Source organism: Amycolatopsis regifaucium (genome assembly GCF_001613935.1).
Classification (GTDB): domain Bacteria; phylum Actinomycetota; class Actinomycetes; order Mycobacteriales; family Pseudonocardiaceae; genus Amycolatopsis; species Amycolatopsis regifaucium.
The window spans coordinates 1-17,428 of record NZ_LQCI01000020.1 but is presented as its reverse complement, the minus strand read 5'-3'; the positions used below and the strand labels follow the sequence as shown (position 1 = coordinate 17,428).

General features: G+C 69.3%; 13 protein-coding genes. 8 read left to right on the top strand and 5 right to left on the bottom strand.

From position 1 onward, the window contains the following. Positions 1-46 precede the first annotated feature (46 nt). Both AVL48_RS21335 and AVL48_RS21330 read right to left on the bottom strand, forming a co-directional pair. Positions 47-2,359 (bottom strand): FdhF/YdeP family oxidoreductase, encoded by a 2,313-nt coding sequence (locus AVL48_RS21335; RefSeq protein WP_061988925.1) that lies wholly within the window; start codon positions 2,357-2,359, stop codon positions 47-49. 126 nt (positions 2,360-2,485) lie between these two features. Next, complete coding sequence (locus AVL48_RS21330) at positions 2,486-2,809, bottom strand: hypothetical protein (protein ID WP_061988927.1); 324 nt, start codon at positions 2,807-2,809, stop codon at positions 2,486-2,488. Positions 2,810-2,931: 122 nt separating this feature from the next. Between AVL48_RS21330 and AVL48_RS21325 the strand changes: the two genes are divergently transcribed. Continuing rightward, complete coding sequence (locus tag AVL48_RS21325) at positions 2,932-5,565, top strand: valine--tRNA ligase (RefSeq protein WP_061988929.1); 2,634 nt, start codon at positions 2,932-2,934, stop codon at positions 5,563-5,565. A 70-nt stretch (positions 5,566-5,635) separates the two neighbouring features. Here the strand turns inward: AVL48_RS21325 and AVL48_RS21320 are convergent, their stop codons facing one another. Together AVL48_RS21320 and AVL48_RS21315 are read right to left on the bottom strand one after the other, a co-directional pair. Continuing rightward, positions 5,636-6,511 carry an SGNH/GDSL hydrolase family protein gene (locus AVL48_RS21320; RefSeq protein WP_061988931.1) on the bottom strand — a complete coding sequence of 292 codons (876 nt, stop codon included), beginning with the start codon at positions 6,509-6,511 and terminating at the stop codon, positions 5,636-5,638. Positions 6,512-6,618: 107 nt separating this feature from the next. Continuing rightward, on the bottom strand, positions 6,619-7,248 hold the full coding sequence (locus tag AVL48_RS21315) for a class I SAM-dependent methyltransferase (RefSeq protein ID WP_061988933.1): 630 nt from the start codon (positions 7,246-7,248) through the stop codon (positions 6,619-6,621). Positions 7,249-7,317: 69 nt separating this feature from the next. Between AVL48_RS21315 and folC the strand changes: the two genes are divergently transcribed. The 4 genes from folC to AVL48_RS21295 all read left to right on the top strand — a co-directional run bounded on the left by folC (position 7,318) and on the right by AVL48_RS21295 (position 12,289). Next, complete coding sequence (folC, locus tag AVL48_RS21310; RefSeq protein ID WP_061988935.1) at positions 7,318-8,994, top strand: bifunctional tetrahydrofolate synthase/dihydrofolate synthase; 1,677 nt, start codon at positions 7,318-7,320, stop codon at positions 8,992-8,994. Next, the gene (locus AVL48_RS21305; RefSeq protein WP_061988937.1) at positions 8,991-9,389 is read left to right on the top strand and encodes a DUF4233 domain-containing protein; all 399 of its coding nucleotides are present in this window, start codon (positions 8,991-8,993) and stop codon (positions 9,387-9,389) included. Before folC ends, AVL48_RS21305 begins: the two co-directional genes overlap by 4 nt. 243 nt (positions 9,390-9,632) lie before the next feature. Further along, a complete protein-coding gene (locus AVL48_RS21300) occupies positions 9,633-10,646 on the top strand; it encodes a metallophosphoesterase family protein (RefSeq protein WP_061988939.1) in 1,014 nt (337 codons plus the stop codon). Between the two features lie 71 nt (positions 10,647-10,717). Then, the gene (locus AVL48_RS21295; RefSeq protein ID WP_061988942.1) at positions 10,718-12,289 is read left to right on the top strand and encodes an alkaline phosphatase D family protein; all 1,572 of its coding nucleotides are present in this window, start codon (positions 10,718-10,720) and stop codon (positions 12,287-12,289) included. Here AVL48_RS21295 and AVL48_RS21290 read toward each other — a convergent pair. Then, the gene (locus AVL48_RS21290) at positions 12,243-12,533 is read right to left on the bottom strand and encodes an imine reductase family protein (protein ID WP_244162652.1); all 291 of its coding nucleotides are present in this window, start codon (positions 12,531-12,533) and stop codon (positions 12,243-12,245) included. The two genes, AVL48_RS21295 and AVL48_RS21290, sit on opposite strands and share 47 nt — an antisense overlap. A gap of 95 nt (positions 12,534-12,628) precedes the next feature. On the opposite strand from AVL48_RS21290, the gene ndk reads away from it, so the two are divergent. The 3 genes from ndk (at position 12,629) to AVL48_RS21275 (ending at position 17,314) form a co-directional block, all read left to right on the top strand. After that, positions 12,629-13,039: a nucleoside-diphosphate kinase gene (gene ndk / locus AVL48_RS21285; protein WP_037310703.1), complete on the top strand. Its 411-nt coding sequence runs from the start codon at positions 12,629-12,631 to the stop codon at positions 13,037-13,039. A gap of 55 nt (positions 13,040-13,094) precedes the next feature. Then, positions 13,095-13,838, top strand: coding sequence for a maleylpyruvate isomerase family mycothiol-dependent enzyme (locus AVL48_RS21280; protein ID WP_061988946.1), 744 nt, complete (start codon positions 13,095-13,097; stop codon positions 13,836-13,838). A 131-nt stretch (positions 13,839-13,969) separates the two neighbouring features. After that, entirely contained in the window at positions 13,970-17,314 is a 3,345-nt protein-coding gene (locus AVL48_RS21275) for a phosphodiester glycosidase family protein (RefSeq protein ID WP_061988963.1), read from the top strand. Positions 17,315-17,428: the final 114 nt, after the last annotated feature.

Here is a 17,428-nt window from a genome sequence, read left to right as displayed (position 1 = left end):
ATGACGACCTCCTCGGTGGGGAAATGCGCCAGTACCGGGTTCAGGCCTAAGGTGCGGTCGCCGGTTCCAGCCGCACCACGATCGCCTTCGACACCGGGGTGTTCGACTTGTCCGCCACCGAATCCAGTGGCACCAAGGCGTTCGCCTCGGGGAAGTACGCCGCGGCGCAGCCGGGCGCGGTCGGATAGGAAACCACCCGGAACCGCGGGGCCCGGCGATCGCCGTCGCGCCATTCCGAGACCAGATCGACCATCGCGCCGTCGGTCAGCCCGAGCGAGACCAGATCGCCGGGGTTGACCAGCACCACGCGCCGGGCGTCCTCGATCCCGCGGTAGCGGTCGGAAAGGCCGTAGATCGTGGTGTTGTACTGGTCGTGGCTGCGCATCGTCTGCAGCAACAGCCTGCCTTCGGGGACTCGCGGATATTCGAGTTCCGAGACGGTGAAGTTCGCCTTGCCGTTGGCCGTTCCGTTGAACTGCCGGGAATCGCGCGGCGCGTGCGGGAGGACGAACCCGTCGGGCTCGCGGACGCGGGCGTTGTAGTCGTGGCAACCGGGGACGACGCGGGCGATCCGCTCGCGGATGAGGTCGTAGTCGCGGTGGAAGTCCCGCCACGGCACGGCGTGCCCGGCCCCCAGCAGTGCCTCCGCGAGGTGGCAGATGATCGCGACTTCGGACAGCAGATGCTCACTGGCCGGGGTCAGCCGCCCGCGTGAGGTGTGCACCTGCGACATCGAGTCCTCGACGGTGACGAACTGGTCGCCGCACGCCTGCGTGTCGCGTTCGGTGCGGCCGAGGGTGGGCAGGATCAGGGCCGTCTTGCCGGGGACGACGTGCGAGCGGTTGAGCTTCGTCGACACGTGCGCGGTCAGCGAGCACGACTTGAGCGCCTTCTCGGTCAGCTCGGTGTCCGGCGTGGCGGAGGCGAAGTTGCCGCCGACGGCGAAGAAGACCTTGCCCTTGCCGTCCCGCATCGCGCGGATCGCGGCCACGGTGTCGTAGCCGTGCTCGCGCGGGACCTTGATGCCGAACTCGTCGTCGAGGCTGTCCATGAACGACTCCGGCATCTTCTCCCAGATGCCCATCGTCCGGTCGCCCTGGACGTTGGAGTGCCCGCGCACCGGGCACAGTCCCGCGCCCGGTTCGCCGATCATGCCGCGGACCAGCGCCAGGTTGGCGATCTCGGAGATCGTCTGCACGGCGTGCTTGTGCTGGGTCAGGCCCATCGCCCAGCAGTAGATGGTCCGCTCCGAGGTCGCGATCAACCGTGCCAGCCGCTCGATCTGCTCGCGCGGCAGCCCGGTCGCGGCGCCGACCTCCGACCAGTCGATCTCCCGCAGGTGTTTCGCGTAGTTCTCGAAGCCTTCGGTGGACGACTCGACGAAGGCGCGGTCGACGATCGTGCCCGGGGTCTCCTGCTCCCATCGCAGCAAGAGGTGCCCGATCGCCTGGAACAGCGCGAGGTCCCCGCCGAGCCGGATCTGCGCGAACTCGTCGGCGAGCGGGGTGCCCTTGCCGATCACGCCGCGGACGTTCTGCGGGTTCTTGAACCGCATCAGGCCGGCTTCGGGCAGCGGGTTGACCGCCATGATCTTGGCCCCGTTGGCCTTGGCCTCCTCCAGCGCGGACAGCATGCGCGGGTGGTTGGTGCCCGGGTTCTGGCCGACCACGACGATCAGGTCCGCCTTGTGGATGTCGGCGAGCGACACCGAGCCCTTGCCGATCCCGGTGGTGGCCGAGAGCGCGGCACCGGAGGACTCGTGGCACATGTTGGAGCAGTCCGGCAGGTTGTTGGTGCCGTAGGAGCGCACGAGCAGCTGGTAGAGGAACGCGGCCTCGTTGCTGGTGCGGCCGGAGGTGTAGAAGATCGCCTCGTTCGGGTCTGCCAGCGCCCGCAGTTCGTCCGCGATCAGGGTGAACGCGTCGTCCCAGGAAATGGGCTCGTAATGCGACGCGCCCTCGCGCAACACGAACGGTTCGGTGATCCGGCCCTGCTGGCCGAGCCAGTAGTCGGTCTTCTCCGCCAGATCGTGGATGGAGTGCTCGGCGAAGAACGCGCGGCCCACCCGGCGCTTGGTCGCCTCCTCGGCGACCGCCTTCGCGCCGTTCTCACAGAACTCCGCGAGCTTGCGGTGCTCGCCGTCGACCTCGCGCGGCTCCGGCCAGGCACAGCCGGGGCAGTCGAAGCCCTCGCGCTGGTTGAGCAGCCGCAGCGTCTTCACCGTGCGCGCGGCACCCATCTGCTCCATGCCGCGCTTCAAGGAGACGGCGACCCCGGGGATCCCGGCCGCCCAGCCCTTCGGTTTCCCGACTTCGAGCTCTGTCTCGTCAACGTCGTTCGCGGGTGCTTCGCGCGTCATGGCTCCATCGTGCGCCTAGACGTTCCCAAGCGCGACCGAGGGCCCCGCCTACGGCGCGTTTCGTCCTCTGAATGCGGTACTTGCACACGCAAGTACCGCATTCAGAGGACGAAACGCGCTGGAATGTCAGGACTCGGTGACGAGCCGGGTGATCTGCGATTCGTCATAGGGGAACCACGGCGTCTCGTTGACCCCGCGGGTCTGGACCGCGTTCACCGTCACCGCGGCCACGACCAGCACGATCAGGCCGACGATCGCGGCGATCCCCGGCCACCGGCTCGCACCCGGCTCGCGGTAACCGCCCGCCGCCGCGCCCGCCTTCCGCTGCTTGCGGCGCTTCTTCTTGAGTTCCTTTTTCGCACCGAGCCAGGCGTCCAGCTCCGCGTGCTTCTGCCAGTTCGGGTCGACCAAGTCCGGATGGGTCTCGATCCGCCGGTCTTCTTCGTCCATATGGCCCTGATCCCCCGGGTGATCGTGATTCGTCGCCGAATTCCACCGGCCACCTTACCCGGGCCGCCACCCGTCACGGCCGGTGAGGAACTCGGCAGAGAGGGTTCGTAGACTTGGCAACTGTGACCGAGAACGCCCAGCAGCAGCAGACCGACCTTCCGGGTGCCTGGAACCCGGCCGACGAAGAAGCCTCGCTCTACCAGCGTTGGGTAGACGCCGGGTACTTCACGGCCGACCCCACGTCGGACAAGCCGCCGTTCACGGTAGTCATCCCGCCCCCGAACGTGACCGGTTCGCTGCACATCGGGCACGCGTTCGAGCACACCCTCATCGACGCCATCACCCGCTACCACCGCATGCTCGGCGACGAGACGCTGTACCTGCCGGGGATGGACCACGCGAGCATCGCGGTCCACGCCCTGGTCGAGAAGCAGCTCCGCGCCGAAGGCACCAGCCGCCGCGAGCTCGGCCGCGAGGCCTTCGTCGAGCGCGTCTGGCAGTGGAAGCAGGAGCACGGCGGCCGGATCCTCGCCCAGATGAAGCGTCTCGGCGAGGGTGTCGACTGGACCCGTGAGCGGTTCACCATGGACGACGGCCTGTCCAAGGCCGTCAACACGATCTTCAAGAAGCTCTTCGACGATGGCCTCATCTACCGCGCCGAGCGGCTGGTCAACTGGTCGCCGGAGCTGCGGTCGGTGCTGTCCGACGCCGAGGTGAAGCACGAGGAGGTCGAGGGTGAACTCGTCTCCATGCGCTACGGCGACGGCGAGAACGCGATCGTCGTGGCCACCACCCGGATGGAGACGATGCTCGGCGACACCGCCGTCGCGGTCCACCCGGACGACGAGCGCTACACGCACCTCATCGGCACCGAGGTCGAACTGCCGCTGACCGGGCGCCGGATCCCGATCGTCGCGGACAAGCACGTCGACCCGGAGTTCGGCACCGGCGCGGTCAAGGTGACCCCCGCGCACGACCCGAACGACTTCGAGATCGGCCAGCGCCACGACCTGCCGATGATCACGATCATGGACGAGCAGGGCCGGATCGCGGGCACCGGCACCGAGTTCGACGGCATGGACCGCTTCGAGGCCCGTGTCGCGGTGCGGGAGAAGCTGCGCGAGCAGGGCCGCATCGTCGCCGAGAAGCGTCCGTACCTGCACAGCGTCGGGCACTCCGAGCGCTCGAAGGAGCCGATCGAGCCGCGGCTTTCACTGCAGTGGTTCGTCAAGGTCGGCCCGCTCGCGAAGGCGGCGGGCGACGCGGTGCGCGACGGCCGGGTGGACGTCCACCCGCCGGAGATGGAGAAGCGCTACTTCGACTGGGTCGACAACCTGCACGACTGGTGCATCTCGCGCCAGCTGTGGTGGGGCCACCGCATCCCGGTCTGGTACGGCCCGGACGGCGAAGTCGTCTGCGTCGGACCGGACGAGGAGCCGCCCTCGGGCGAGGGCTGGACCCAGGACCCGGACGTCCTCGACACCTGGTTCTCCTCGGGCCTGTGGCCTTTCTCGACCCTCGGCTGGCCGGAGAAGACGCCGGACCTCACCAAGTTCTATCCGACGTCGGTGCTGGTCACCGGCTACGACATCCTGTTCTTCTGGGTCGTGCGGATGATGATGTTCGGCCTCTACGCCACCGGTGAGGCGCCGTTCAAGACCATCGCGCTGCACGGCATGGTCCGTGACCAGTACGGCAAGAAGATGTCGAAGACCGCGGGCAACGGTGTCGACCCCATCGAGTGGATGGACCGCTACGGCACCGACGCGCTGCGGTTCACCCTCACGCGTGGCGCCAACCCGGGCACCGACGTGCCGATCGGCGAGGAATGGGTCGCGGGCTCCCGGAACTTCACCACGAAGCTCTGGAACGCCAGCAAATTCGCCATGATGAACGGCGCGGACGCGAACGCCCCGCTGCCCGCCCCGGCGGAACTCACCGAGGCCGACCGCTGGATCCTCGGCAGGCTCGGCGGCGTCGTGAAGGACGTGACCGAGTACCTGGCGGATTACCAGTTCGCCAAGGCCACCGACACGCTCTACCAGTTCACCTGGACCGAGCTCTGCGACTGGTACCTGGAACTGTCGAAGGTCCAGGTCTTCCAGGGTGACGAGGCCCGCGTGACGGCGACGCGCGCGGTGCTGGGGCACGTGTTCGACACGGTGCTGAAGCTGTTGCACCCGTTCATCCCGTTCATCACCGAGAAGCTGTGGACGGCACTGACCGGCCGCGAGTCGCTGGTGATCGCCCCGTGGCCGGTGGCGGACTCCTCGTACGCCGACGCGGTGGCGGACAAGCGGATCGCGGACGTGCGGAAACTGGTCACCGAGGTCCGCCGGTTCCGCGCCGACCAGGGCCTCAAGCCCAGCCAGAAGGTGGCGGCGCGGCTGTCGGGTGACGGCTTCGCCGAGATCACCGGGCACGACGAGCCGATCCGCTCGCTGGTCCGGCTCACCCGGCCGGAGGACGGCTTCGCGCCGAGCGCGTCGATCGAGGTCGGGTTGTCGACCGGTGTCGTCACCGTCGAGCTGGACCTGTCCGGCACGATCGACGTCGCCGCGGAACGCAAGCGTCTGCGGAAGGACCTCGGCGCGGCGGAGAAGGAACTGGCGCAGGCCGAGGCCAAACTCGGCAACCAGTCCTTCATCGACAAGGCACCGGAACCGGTGATCGGCAAGATCCGGGCCCGCAAGGAGACCGCGGTCGCCGACATCGAGCGCATCAACGCCCGGCTGGCGACACTGCCCGCCTCCTGACGAGCGCAATGAAGGGGCCTTTCATCGCAAAATTCGCGATGAAAGGCCCCTTCATTGCACGCGCGATGGCTCAGCGGAGGTGACGCAGGATCACGCCGGTCACTCCCACCATCCCGGTCCGGTAGGGGTGATACGCCGCCGCGGCGAGCAATTTCGTGTGCTGCCCGTTGATCCACGCGGCACCGCGGGGCGCGCACGCGTCATGTCCGGCGGACGGACCGAAGGTGTCCACAAAGGACGCCTTGCCGTCGGCGGCGACGGCCTTCTCGATCGCGGAATTCAACGCCTTCTCGACGTCGTTGAGCCAGGCGTAGTCGCCTTCGGCGAAGGGGAGGATGTCCGGGCAGTAGCCGGATTCGGGCGCGATCCGCGGGTAGCCGATGACGAGCACGTCGGCGCGCGGCGAGCGGGCGTGGATCCCGGCCAGCACCTTCTCGACGTTCTTGCCGGTGGCGGCGATCTTGGCCTTGACGGTGTCGACGCCGTCGACGGTGAACCTGTCCTGGCAAGGGTTGCCGGTGGGGTCGCCCGCCCGCAGTTCCGGACAGGTGCCGACCAGCGTGCCGAAGACGCCGTAGTCGTTGCCGCCGATGCCTACGGTGACCAGGTCGGTGTTCGCGTGCAGGGCGCTGAACTGGGGCGGATTGCTGCCGAGGGTCACGTTCTGCCGCTGTGTCATGTCGGTGGTGTCGGCGCCGCCGCAGCTGATGTCGGTGAAGGAACGCACCCGTAGCGCCGCGGCGAGGAGCGACGGGTAATTCTGGGTCGATTTGCCGCAGAAGAGCGGAACGAGCCGGGGGAGCGGGATGAGCGGGCCGGAGGTGTAGGAATCACCCAGCGCGACGTAATTCCGGTAAGACCGCTCGGCGGCGGTGGCCGCCGTGGCGGAGACGATCAGCAGGGCGACGGTCGAAACGGCCGCGAACAGGACGCGTCTTGAGCGCATGAGGACCCCGATCTCCGTACTGGATGGCCTTTCAAAAATGAACCGGATCCGGCCGGTCCGGCGCCGCCGATCGGGTGGTCGGGCCCCGGCTTCACCCGCTTGGGGTGTCACATGAGGTGATCGTCTTCTCGCCTGCGGTACACGAGGAGGTAGCGGTAGAAGAGCAGGTTCCGGATTTCGCTCCCCGGCAGCAGCCGGGCCGCGTCGCGCCGGATGCGGTGCATCGGCGGGAACGTCTCCACGATCGGCGCCGTCGGCAGCGGATCGATCCCGCCGTTCAGCCGCTCGCCCGCGTACACGATCACCCTGGCCAGCGCGTTGATCGGCGAGGCGACGAGGGCGCGGGCGTAGTCCGCGGGCGTGCTGGGCCTGCCGAGGCCGAGCACGGCGAGCACCCCGCCGGGGACCAGGGCGTCCCGCAGCTTCGTGACCGTGTCGAACGGGACATGGTGCAGCGAGGCGAGGCAGGAGATGAAGTCGTACGCCCCCTCCGGCAGCTTCTCGGTGACGACGTCGGCCTGCCGGTAGGAGATCGTGCCGGGGCCCGGCGAGCCCGCCGCGCGCGCGAGGTCGATCATCGGGCCGGACCGGTCGATCGCCTCGACGTGCATCCCGGTCGCGGCGAGCCGCCGGGCGAACCGTCCGCCGCCGCAGCCGACGTCCAGCGCCATCCCCGGGCCGGGCGGAAGCTGGTCGAGCAGCAGCGGGTGGTAGTGATCGTTGTGGTTGAACCCCATGCGTCGAGAGTGCCAGTAAAGCCGCACGTAGACTCGGCTCGACAGAGAGTAAGGCCAAAAGGAGAGTTCGTGCCGCGAGGTGACGGCCGGGATTCCGAAGAATTCGCAGAATCCCCGGACCTGGCAGATCTGGACAGTTTCGCCGGCGTCGACGAATTGGGGGCACGTGCCCACGATCCGTCCGACGACACCGACCCGGATCTGGACGCACCCGACGCCGCGTACCAGGCGGGCGGCGGTGCCGGCGGCGGCATCGGCGGAGTCGGGCAGCTGGGGGACAACCTCGCGCTCGGCCCGGTTCCCGACCTTGTCGCGCCCGAGGAGATGGAGCTGCACGAACTGGACGATCCGGGCGACGAACCCGCCCCGTCCGATCCGAACGGCGAGCAGGCGCGCCGCGAACTGCTCGCGGTCGAGGCCGAGCTGAACCTGCGCTGGCCCGAGACCAAGATCGAGCCGTCCCTCGCCCGCATCGCGGCGCTGGTCAACCTCATGGGTGAGCCGCACCGCGGGTACCCGGTGCTGCACGTCGCCGGGACCAACGGCAAGGGCTCGACCACCAGGATGATCGACGCGCTCCTGACCCGCATGGGCCTGCGCGTCGGCCGGTACACGAGCCCGCACCTGCAGCTGGTCACCGAGCGGATCGCGCTCGACGGCGCCCCCATCTCCGCCGCCGCGTACGTCGATCTGTACCGCGACGTCGCGCCGTACGTGACCATGGTGGACAACGCGGGCGGACCCGACGCGGTACCGATGAGCAAGTTCGAGGTGCTCACCGGGATGGCGTTCGCGGCCTTCGCCGACGCGCCCGTCGAGGCCGCCGTCATCGAAACCGGCCTCGGTGGCTCCTGGGACGCCACCAACGTCGCGGACGGCGACGTCGCCGTCATCACCCCGATCGGTGTCGACCACGTCGAGTACTTCGGCGGCGATCCGGCCAAGGCGGCGGTGGAGAAGTCCGGGATCATCAAATCCGGCAGCGTCGCGGTCATCGCCGAGCAGGACCCCGAAGTCCAGAAGATCCTGCTGGAACGCGCCGTCGAGGTCGACGCCAGCGTCGCCCGCGCGGGCAGCGAATTCGGCGTGCTGGAGCGTGAAATCGCCGTCGGTGGGCAGATGCTGAAGCTGCAGGGCCTCGGCGGGGTGTACGAAGAGATCTTCCTGCCGCTGCACGGCGCGCACCAAGCCGCCAACGCCGCACTCGCGCTGGCCGCCGTCGAAGCGTTCTTCGGCGCGGGCAAGGACAGGCAGCTGGTCGTCGAAGCCGTCCGCGAGGCCTTCGCGGAGGTCGAGACCCCCGGCAGGCTGGAGCGCGTCCGCGCCGCACCGACCGTGCTACTCGACGCCGCCCACAACCCGCACGGCGCCAAGGCACTCGCCACCACCGTCGCCGAGGAGTTCGCGTTCCGGCGGCTCGTCGCCGTCGTCGGCGTGATGGCGGAGAAGGACGCCCGCGGCATCCTGGACGCCCTCGAACCGGTCGTGTCCGAGATCGTCGTCACCAAGAACTCGTCCCCGCGCGCGATGCCGCTCGACGAACTCAACGACATCGCCATCTCGATCTTCGGCGAAGACCGCGTCGTGGCCGAAGCGAGCCTCGACTCCGCGATCGAAACCGCCATCGGCCTCGTCGAGCAGAGCGACGACCCCGAGGAACCGCTCGCGGGCGGAGGCGTGCTGGTCACCGGCTCGGTCGTCACCGCGGGCGAAGCCAGGACCATGTTCGGTAAGGAGCCGGCGTGAGCGACGAGACCCCGAAGCCACCGGCCAAGGACCCCATGAAGTCCTTCCGCGGCGTGATGGCCGGTTCCCTGATCATGGAGGGCATCACCGTCGCGCTCGCGCTGCCCGTGGTGGCGAAACTCGGCGGTGGCGTCGGTTCGCTCACCGGCTGGTCGGTGATCGTGATCGCGGTCGCGCTGATCGTGCTGTGCGGTTTCCTGAAGAAGCCCTGGGCGGTGCCCGCGGTGCTGGTGCTGCAGGTCGCGCTGATCGCGTTCTTCGTCGCGCTGCCCGCCGTGGCGATCCTCGGGGTGATCTTCCTCGGGATCTGGCTGTGGCTGCTGTGGCTGCGGCGGGACGTGGCGCGGCGGATGGCGGCCGGAACGCTCCCGAGTCAGCAGCAGCAGGCCGGGTAGCCACTACGGCTGAGCCCGGCGCCCCGGCTCTCTTCACACCTTCCGCCAGTACATGAAGGCCCCCTTCTTGCGCCAGGCGCAAGGAAGGGGGCCTTCATGTACTTCGACCGAGTACCGGGTACAGCCGGGACCCCGAAATTCCCCACGCGTACACGCCCCGGCCCACGCGACGTCACCAGTGATCACCTTAAACATCCTACCTTTGGCCCCGTTCATATCGGCGTAACTGAATGTGGGTGTTCGATGGATCGCAGGTCGTTCATGCTGGCCACGGGTGGCGCGGTGGCCGCGACCGCCGCGCTGAGCCTCCCGGCGGAGGCCACTCCCGGCCGTGGCCCGCTCGGCCCGGCCGTGCGGTTCAACATCATCAGCGACATCCAGGGCGACTTGGCCGATTTCGGCAAGGCCCTGGACGACATCGAGACCACCAACCCGCACGGCGCCGGTCTCGGCGTGGCGGGCGACATCACGCCGCGCGGCTACGACTTCGAGTACGCGCAGGTGCGCTCGGTGCTGGACAAACATCCGCATCCGAGAACCGTGGCCTGGGCCATCGGCAACCACGAGTTCTACGTGCCGAAGTGGCGGGACCCCGACACGCTCGCTCAGGAGAGCTGGCCCAACGGCACTACCGAGGACTCGCTGTTCCGCAGTTTCTACAACTTCGCCGGGCGCAACACGGTCTATTCGGAGACGTCGTTCGGCGGGGTTCCGGTGTTGTGCCTCGGAACCGAGCGCTACGCCAAATACCACGACCCGAAGCTGTGGGACGAGGTGTGGCTCAGCGACCGGCAATTCGCGTGGCTGGAACAACGGCTGGCCTACTGGGACCGCCGGCGCAAACCGGTGATGGTGCTGACCCATCACCCGTTGCCGAACACCGTGTCCGGCACCCGCAACAAGCTCTACCTCAACGACTACCTCCAGGCCGACCGGCTGCTGGCTATTCTCGGCAAATACCGCGACGTGTTCCTGTTCTCCGGGCACACCCATTGGGACCTCACCCTGTCCGACTGGGTGACCCGCCGGGTCGTTCCGGGCAGCGGCAACCTCGAAGGCTTCACGGTGGTCAACACCGGCGCCGTGCAGACCGGCTGGGTGGACGACGGCAAGGGCGGCGAGAAATCTTTGGGCGGCGGCTTCAACCAGGGTCTCCAGATCGAGGTGTACCACCGCGCCGTCGTGATCAAGGCACGCGACTTCACCACCGGAACCTGGCTCAAGCAGATCACCGTGCCGCTGCGGGACAGCCTCTGATGGCCCACTCGTTCATCGCCGCGCAAACCGCCGTTGGCCCGTCGGCCGTCACCACGGGATAGAACCGCGCCATGACCGCAACCCGCCACAATCGTCGCGCGCTGCTCAAAGCCGGTCTCACCGGCGCCGGGGCCGTCGCGGGCGGACTGCTCCTGCCCGCGACGGCCGCGGCGGCCACCGCGAGCGCCACCGGAACCCCGCTGATCCGCGGCGATCGCCCGGTGCTGACCCACGGCGTCCAATCCGGCGACATCACCACCGGCTCCGGCATCGTCTGGTCTCGCGCCGACCGGCCTTCGCGGCTGATCGTCGAGATCTCCAGGGATTCCTCCTTCCGCCACACGCGCCGTGTGCGCGGGCCGGTGATGAGCCCGGACACCGGTGGCACGGGCAAGGTCCGCGTCGCCGGGCTCGCACCGGGGACCGAGGTCCACTACCGTGTGACCGCCGAAGCCCTCGACGGACGCGCGTGCAGCGAACCGGTCACCGGCCGGTTCGCCACCGCGCCGGTCGGCCGCTCGGACGTCCGCCTGGTGTGGTCCGGCGACGTCGCCGGGCAGAACTGGGGGATCAACCCCGAACGCGGCGGGATGACGATCTATCGCGCGATGGCCGACCGCCGTCCGGACCTGTTCCTGCACTGCGGCGACACGGTGTACGCCGACGCGCCGCTCACCGAGACCGTCGCGCTCCCTGGTGGCCGCGTATGGCGCAACATCGTCACGCCGGAGAAGGCGAAGGTCGCCGAGACGCTCGACGAGTACCGCGGTCAGTTCGCCTACAACCTCCTCGACGACAACCTCAAGCGGTTCACCGCGGACGTTCCCGCCTATGTGCAGTGGGACGACCACGAAGTAGTCAACAATTGGTATCCGGGGGAAATCCTCGACGACCGTCCCGAATACACCGAGAAACGCGTCGACGTGCTCGCCGCCCGCGCGTTCCAGGCGTTCCACGAATGGCATCCGATCGACCGGCGCCAGGCGGTCGACGGCCGGGTCTACCGCAACTTCCGCCACGGTTCCCGCGCCGAGATCTTCGTCCTGGACATGCGGACCTACAAGGACGCCAACGTCGCCGACCAGACCAAACCCGGCCGGATCCTCGGCGAGCGCCAGGCGCGCTGGCTCGTCGACGCGCTCGACCGCAGCACGGCCACCTGGAAGATCGTCCAGGCCGACCTTCCGATCGGATTGACCGTCCCGGACGGCAAGGGCATCGAGGGCGTCGCGAACGGCCTGCCCGGCGCCCCCGGCGGCCGCGAGACCGAACTCGCCTGGGTGCTGCGGGAGATCTCGCGGCGCAAGGTACGCAACGTCGTCTGGTTGACCGCGGACGTGCACTACACCGCGGCGCACCACTACTCGCCGGATCGCGCGTCGTTCACCGATTTCGACCCGTTCTGGGAGTTCGTCTCCGGTCCGCTCAACGCCGGTGCGTTCGGCCCGAACACGCTCGACCCGACCTTCGGGCCGGAGGCCGTCTTCGTGCACGCCCCGCCCGCCGCGAACACGTCGCCCGCCGACGGGTTCCAGCACTTCGGCGAGGTGAACATCGACGGACGGAGCGGTGCGCTCACTGTGGACTTGAGGGACGCTACGGGCGCTTCGCTGTGGTCGAAGACCCTTCAGCCCCAACGCTGAGCAGTTCCGTCAAGACGGCGAGGTCGGCGGCGCCGGTGTGGAAGAGGTCCACCGAGGCCGCGGGATCCGAGTAGTCGCCGCTGTCGATTTCCTTGGCGTACATCGGAAGCACCGAGATGATCGGCTCGAACCATTTGGTGGCGTACGGCAGGAGGGTCTCGGCTTCGCGTCCGCGTGACCGCAGAGCGCTCAATACCGCGATGGCCGCGCTCGGCGAGCGGGGCGAGGCGCACCCCGAGCGCATCGAAGGCATTCCCTGGTCCGACCTGAAGTGAGTGGCGCAGCACCCAGTAGGCTCCGGGCGAATAGCACGAAACCCACCCAAGGAGAAATACCGTCGTGACTGAACGCACGCTGGTCCTCGTCAAGCCCGATGGCGTCGCGCGCGGCCTCGTCGGCGAGGTCATCTCGCGCATCGAGCGCAAGGGCCTGAAGCTCGCCGCCCTCGAACTGCGCACCGTGGAGCGCTCGGTCGCCGAGGAGCACTACGCCGAGCACAAGGAGCGCCCGTTCTTCGGCGATCTCCTCGAGTTCATCACCTCGGGCCCGCTGGTCGCGATCGCCGTCGAGGGGCCGCGCGCCATCGCCGCCTTCCGTCAGCTCGCCGGCGGCACCGACCCGGTCGAGAAGGCCACGCCGGGCACCCTGCGCGGCGACTTCGCGCTGGAGACCCAGTACAACCTGGTGCACGGCTCGGACTCCCCGGAGTCGGCCGAGCGCGAGCTCAAGCTCTGGTTCCCCGAGGTCTGACACACTCGTGGGTGGCGCGGGAAGACCGCGCCACCCACGGATCTGGGGGTGGTCGATGACACCGGACGAGTACCTGGCACGACTGCGGGAACTCACCACCGGTTTCGCGGAGATCGCGCGCACCGGGGACCACGCGGCGTCCGTGCCGTGCTGCGGCGACTGGAACCTGCGTGACCTCGTCGTCCACCTCGGCAACGTCCACCGCTGGGCGGCCGGGATCGTGCGCACCGGTGAACCCGCCCGGCAGGATTTCGAAACCGAACCGGACGAGGATCTCGCCGCCTGGTACCGCGCGGCCGCGGGCGGTTTGATCGAGGCCTTGCTCGAAGCGACGCCGGAAGACGGCGCCTGGAATTTCACCGCCGTGGCCAAGACCAAGGCCTTCTGGTTCCGCCGCCAGGTTCACGAGACCGCGGTGCACCTGCTCGACGCGCACCGCGCGACCGGAACCGAATACATCCTCGACCCGTACCTCGCCGCCGATGGCGCGGACGAGGTCCTCCTCGGCATGCTGCCGAAGGTGAAGCGCTGGCACACCCCGCCCGCGGTCACCGTTCCGGTGCTGCTGAAGACCTCCGACACCGGACACGCCTGGTTGATCACACCGCCGGGCGAAGGTGAGGTCCCCGGTTCGCGAACGGCCGATCCCGCCGAGACCGCGGGTGCCGTCGTCGAAGGGCCTGCCGAAGGACTGGACCTCCTGCTGTGGCAGCGGGTCGGTCTCGCCGAATCGGGGCTGAAGATCACCGGCGACGTCGCGGCGGCCGAGACCTTCCTCGCCGGCCCTCTAACGCCCTGACCTTCAGCGCCCTACGCCGTTCGGTTCACGTTCACCTCCGGGTCTTCTCCTGGCGGCTCGCGTCCGCTGTGCTGAGCTGAGCCGACTCTCACTCGATCGTGGGGTACTTCGTGAGAAAATCACGCCTGTTGTTGCTCGCTGCCCTGCTGCTACCCGGATCGCTGATCGCCGCGCCGGTGTCCGCCGATCCGTTGGCCGCTCCGCTCGGTCCCGCACCCGTCGAAGCCGCCCCGGCGGCGTCCTCGGCGAAAGAGGGCCCGTCCGCGTACGCCGTGGCCGCGCCCGACGACGGTCTCGTCACCACCAGCGCGACTTCGCGCGTGGCACCGGGGCTGAGCCTCACCGAGTTCGACCGGTACGACCCGGCGGGCTGGATCCGCGGCGACACCCTCGCCGTCGAACTCACCAGCAAGACCCTCAAACCGACTTATCTCAGCCCTGGCACGGTTTCCGCGCGGACGCCGCTTTCGCAGCAGGTCGCCAGGAGTGGCGCGGTCGCCGGGGTGAACGGCGACTTCTTCGACATCAACGCCAGCGGCGCCCCGATCGGCGTCGGCATCGACGCCGGGAAACTCCAGACGGCGCCCGCGCGCGGGCACAACCTGACCGCGTCGATCACCGAGGAAGGCAAGGCGCGCCTCGCGGAGGTCTTCCTCGACGCGTCCGTCACCTTGCCCGATGGCCGCGTCGTCCCCGCGTCGAACTTCAACAGCCCGGTGCTGAGCGGCGACGCGATCGGCGTCTACACGCCGCTGTGGGGCGCGTCTTCGCGACGGACCTCGGTCGCCGGGGCCCGGCGCGTCATCGAGGTCGAGGTTTCCGACGGCGTCGTCACGCGGGTGCGTCCGCAGCCCGCGGACGGTCCGATCGCGGCGGGCGCCACCGTCCTGCTCGCCCGTGATGGCGGCGTGGACACGTTGTCCGCCTTGAAGACCGGCGACCGGGTGGGCGTCGCCTACGCGCCGAAAAGCGACGCGGGCAAGCTGTCCGTGTCGGTCGGTGGCAACGTCGTCCTGGTGCGTGATGGCGCGATCCAGCCGGTCGACAACGTCGCCATGCACCCCCGGACCGCGGTCGGGTTCTCCGCCGACGGCACGAAGATGTGGCTGGCCACGGTCGACGGCCGTCAGGCCGACAGCCGCGGCATGACGGAACTGGAACTCGCCCGCCATCTGAAGTCGCTCGGCGCGGACGACGCCATCAACCTCGACGGCGGCGGTTCTTCGACCATGCTCGTCCGAGAGGAAGGCGAGAAGGCACCGCTGGTGCGCAATTCGCCGTCGGACGGCGGGGAACGTCTGGTGCCCAACGGCATCGGCGTCGCCACGGTGCCCGGCAGCGGTCGGCTGAGCGGGTTTTCGCCCCGTCCCGCGCAGGACACCGCCGACGCGGCGCGCGTACTTTCCGGGCTGACGCGGAAGCTCGTCGCCGGAGGCCATGACGAGACCGGCGCCGCCGTCGACGGCGAAGCCCGCTGGCACAGCATGAATCCCTTCCGCGGCACCGTGACCGACGGCGTCTTCACCGCGCACGCCGACCGGCTCCGGCCGGACGCGCCCGCGAACGTCGAGGTCTACGCCAAGCGCGGCGGCGTCCAGGGCAAGACCACGCTGAACGTGCTCGGTCCACCCGTCCGGCTGGGCACCAGCACCGAGCAGGTCGCGTTGTCGGGGGAGGGCGCGCGGAGCACGTTCAAGGTCTACGGCTACGACGCCGACGGCTACGGCACATGGATCGAGCCCGACGACGTCAAACTCGACTACGACCCCGCGGTGGTGCGGATCGAGCCGTCGGACGACGGATTCGCGGTCACCGCGTTGAAGGCGTCGGGCGCTTCGGCGATCACGGCCACCGTCGGCGGAAAGCCGACGCATCTGGCGGCGTCCGTCGGCACGGACTCCCGCGTGGCGGCGGCTTTGGACGGTCCGGCGGGCTGGACGGCCAGTGTCTTCCCCGCCGTCGTCGGCGCCGCGCTGTCCGAGGCTCCCGGCCGTGAGGGCGGGCGCGGGCTGGCGCTGGACTACCGGCTGAACGGGACCAACGCCACGCGCGCGGCCTACGTCAACTCGGCGGCGCCGATAACGCTGCCGCCCGGCACCCAGCGGATCGGGTTGTGGGTCAACGGCGACGCGAAGGGCGCCTGGCTACGGGCGGAACTCCGCGACGCGGCCAACGTTCCGTCCATTGTGGACCTGTCGCTGAGTGTGGACTGGACGGGCTGGCGCTACGTCAAGGCAGCGGTCCCGGCGGGTCTTCCCGACGGGCAGCGGCTGACGAAGTTCTACGCCGTCGAGAACGTTCCGGACCAGCAATACGAAGGACGGCTGGTTTTCGACGACCTCACCTTCGAGGTCGCGCCCGCGGCGAGCGTCCCGGCCGATCCGGCGCCGCGTGACCCGGCGCTGATCACCGACGGCACCGCGACCGGCGGCCTGCGGATCGCCGTGGTCGGCGACGCCCAGTTCACCGCCGACGCCCCGGACGGCCCGCTGGTCGCCCAGGCCCGGCGCGCGCTGCGCGAGGCGGTGGCGGCGAAACCGGATCTCGTGCTGATCAACGGCGACTTCGTCGACCGCGGCACGGCCGCCGACTTCGCGCTGGCCCGCTCGATCATCGACGCGGAACTGGTCGGCAAGGCACCCTGGTACTACGTCCCCGGCAACCACGAAGCCGACGGCGGGCACGGGCTCACGGAGTTCCAGGCGGCGTTCGGGCGGACCCATCGCGTCGTCGACGTCGCCGGGATCCGCCTGGTACTGCTGGACTCTTCCCGCGGTTCCCTGCGCGCGGGCGGGTTCGACCAGATCCGGCTGCTGCGCGAGGCGCTGGACGGCGCGAAGGCCGACAGGGGGATCCGCGGGGTGGCCGTCGCGATGCACCACCCGGTCAAGGACCCGAGCCCCGCCGGGAATTCGCAACTGGCCGACCGCAAGGAGGCCGCGATGCTGACCGGCTGGCTGACCGCGTTCGAGCGCGAATCGGGGAAGCAGGCGGCCGCGATCGCTTCGCACGCGGGCGTGTTCAGCCTGTCGCGGGTGGACGGCGTGCCGTATCTGGTGAACGGCAACTCCGGGAAGTCACCCGCGGCCGCGCCCGGTGACGGCGGGTTCGTCGGCTGGACGATGGTCCGGTTCGAGCCGGGGGACAAGGCACAGCCGGTGCGGTTCGAGACGCGGCCGAACGTCGACGCGCTCACGCTTTCGGGGCCCTCGTCGCTGGGAAGCGGGGAGAAGGCGGACGTCCGGGCGGTGGTGACGCAGGGAACGCGTCAGGTTCCGGTGTCGTACCCGGTCAGCGCGGACTGGGAGGGCGGCTGGGGCACCCACGTCGCCGACGGGTTCCGGCCCGCGATGCCGTGGGACGTCGTGTCCTTCGACCCGGGGACCGGGGTCCTGACCGCGCTGCGGCCGGGGGTGGCGCGGCTTTCGGTCACCGTCAACGGGGTGACGCGGAGCTTGTCGGTCACCGTCCGCTAGTGCAATGAAAGGCCCCTTCATAGCAAAATTTGCAATGAGCCTTTTTCATCGTGTTTGTTCGAGGGTGAGGATGGCTTTGGTGAGGGTGGTGACGCGGTGGGTGCTGCAGCGGGC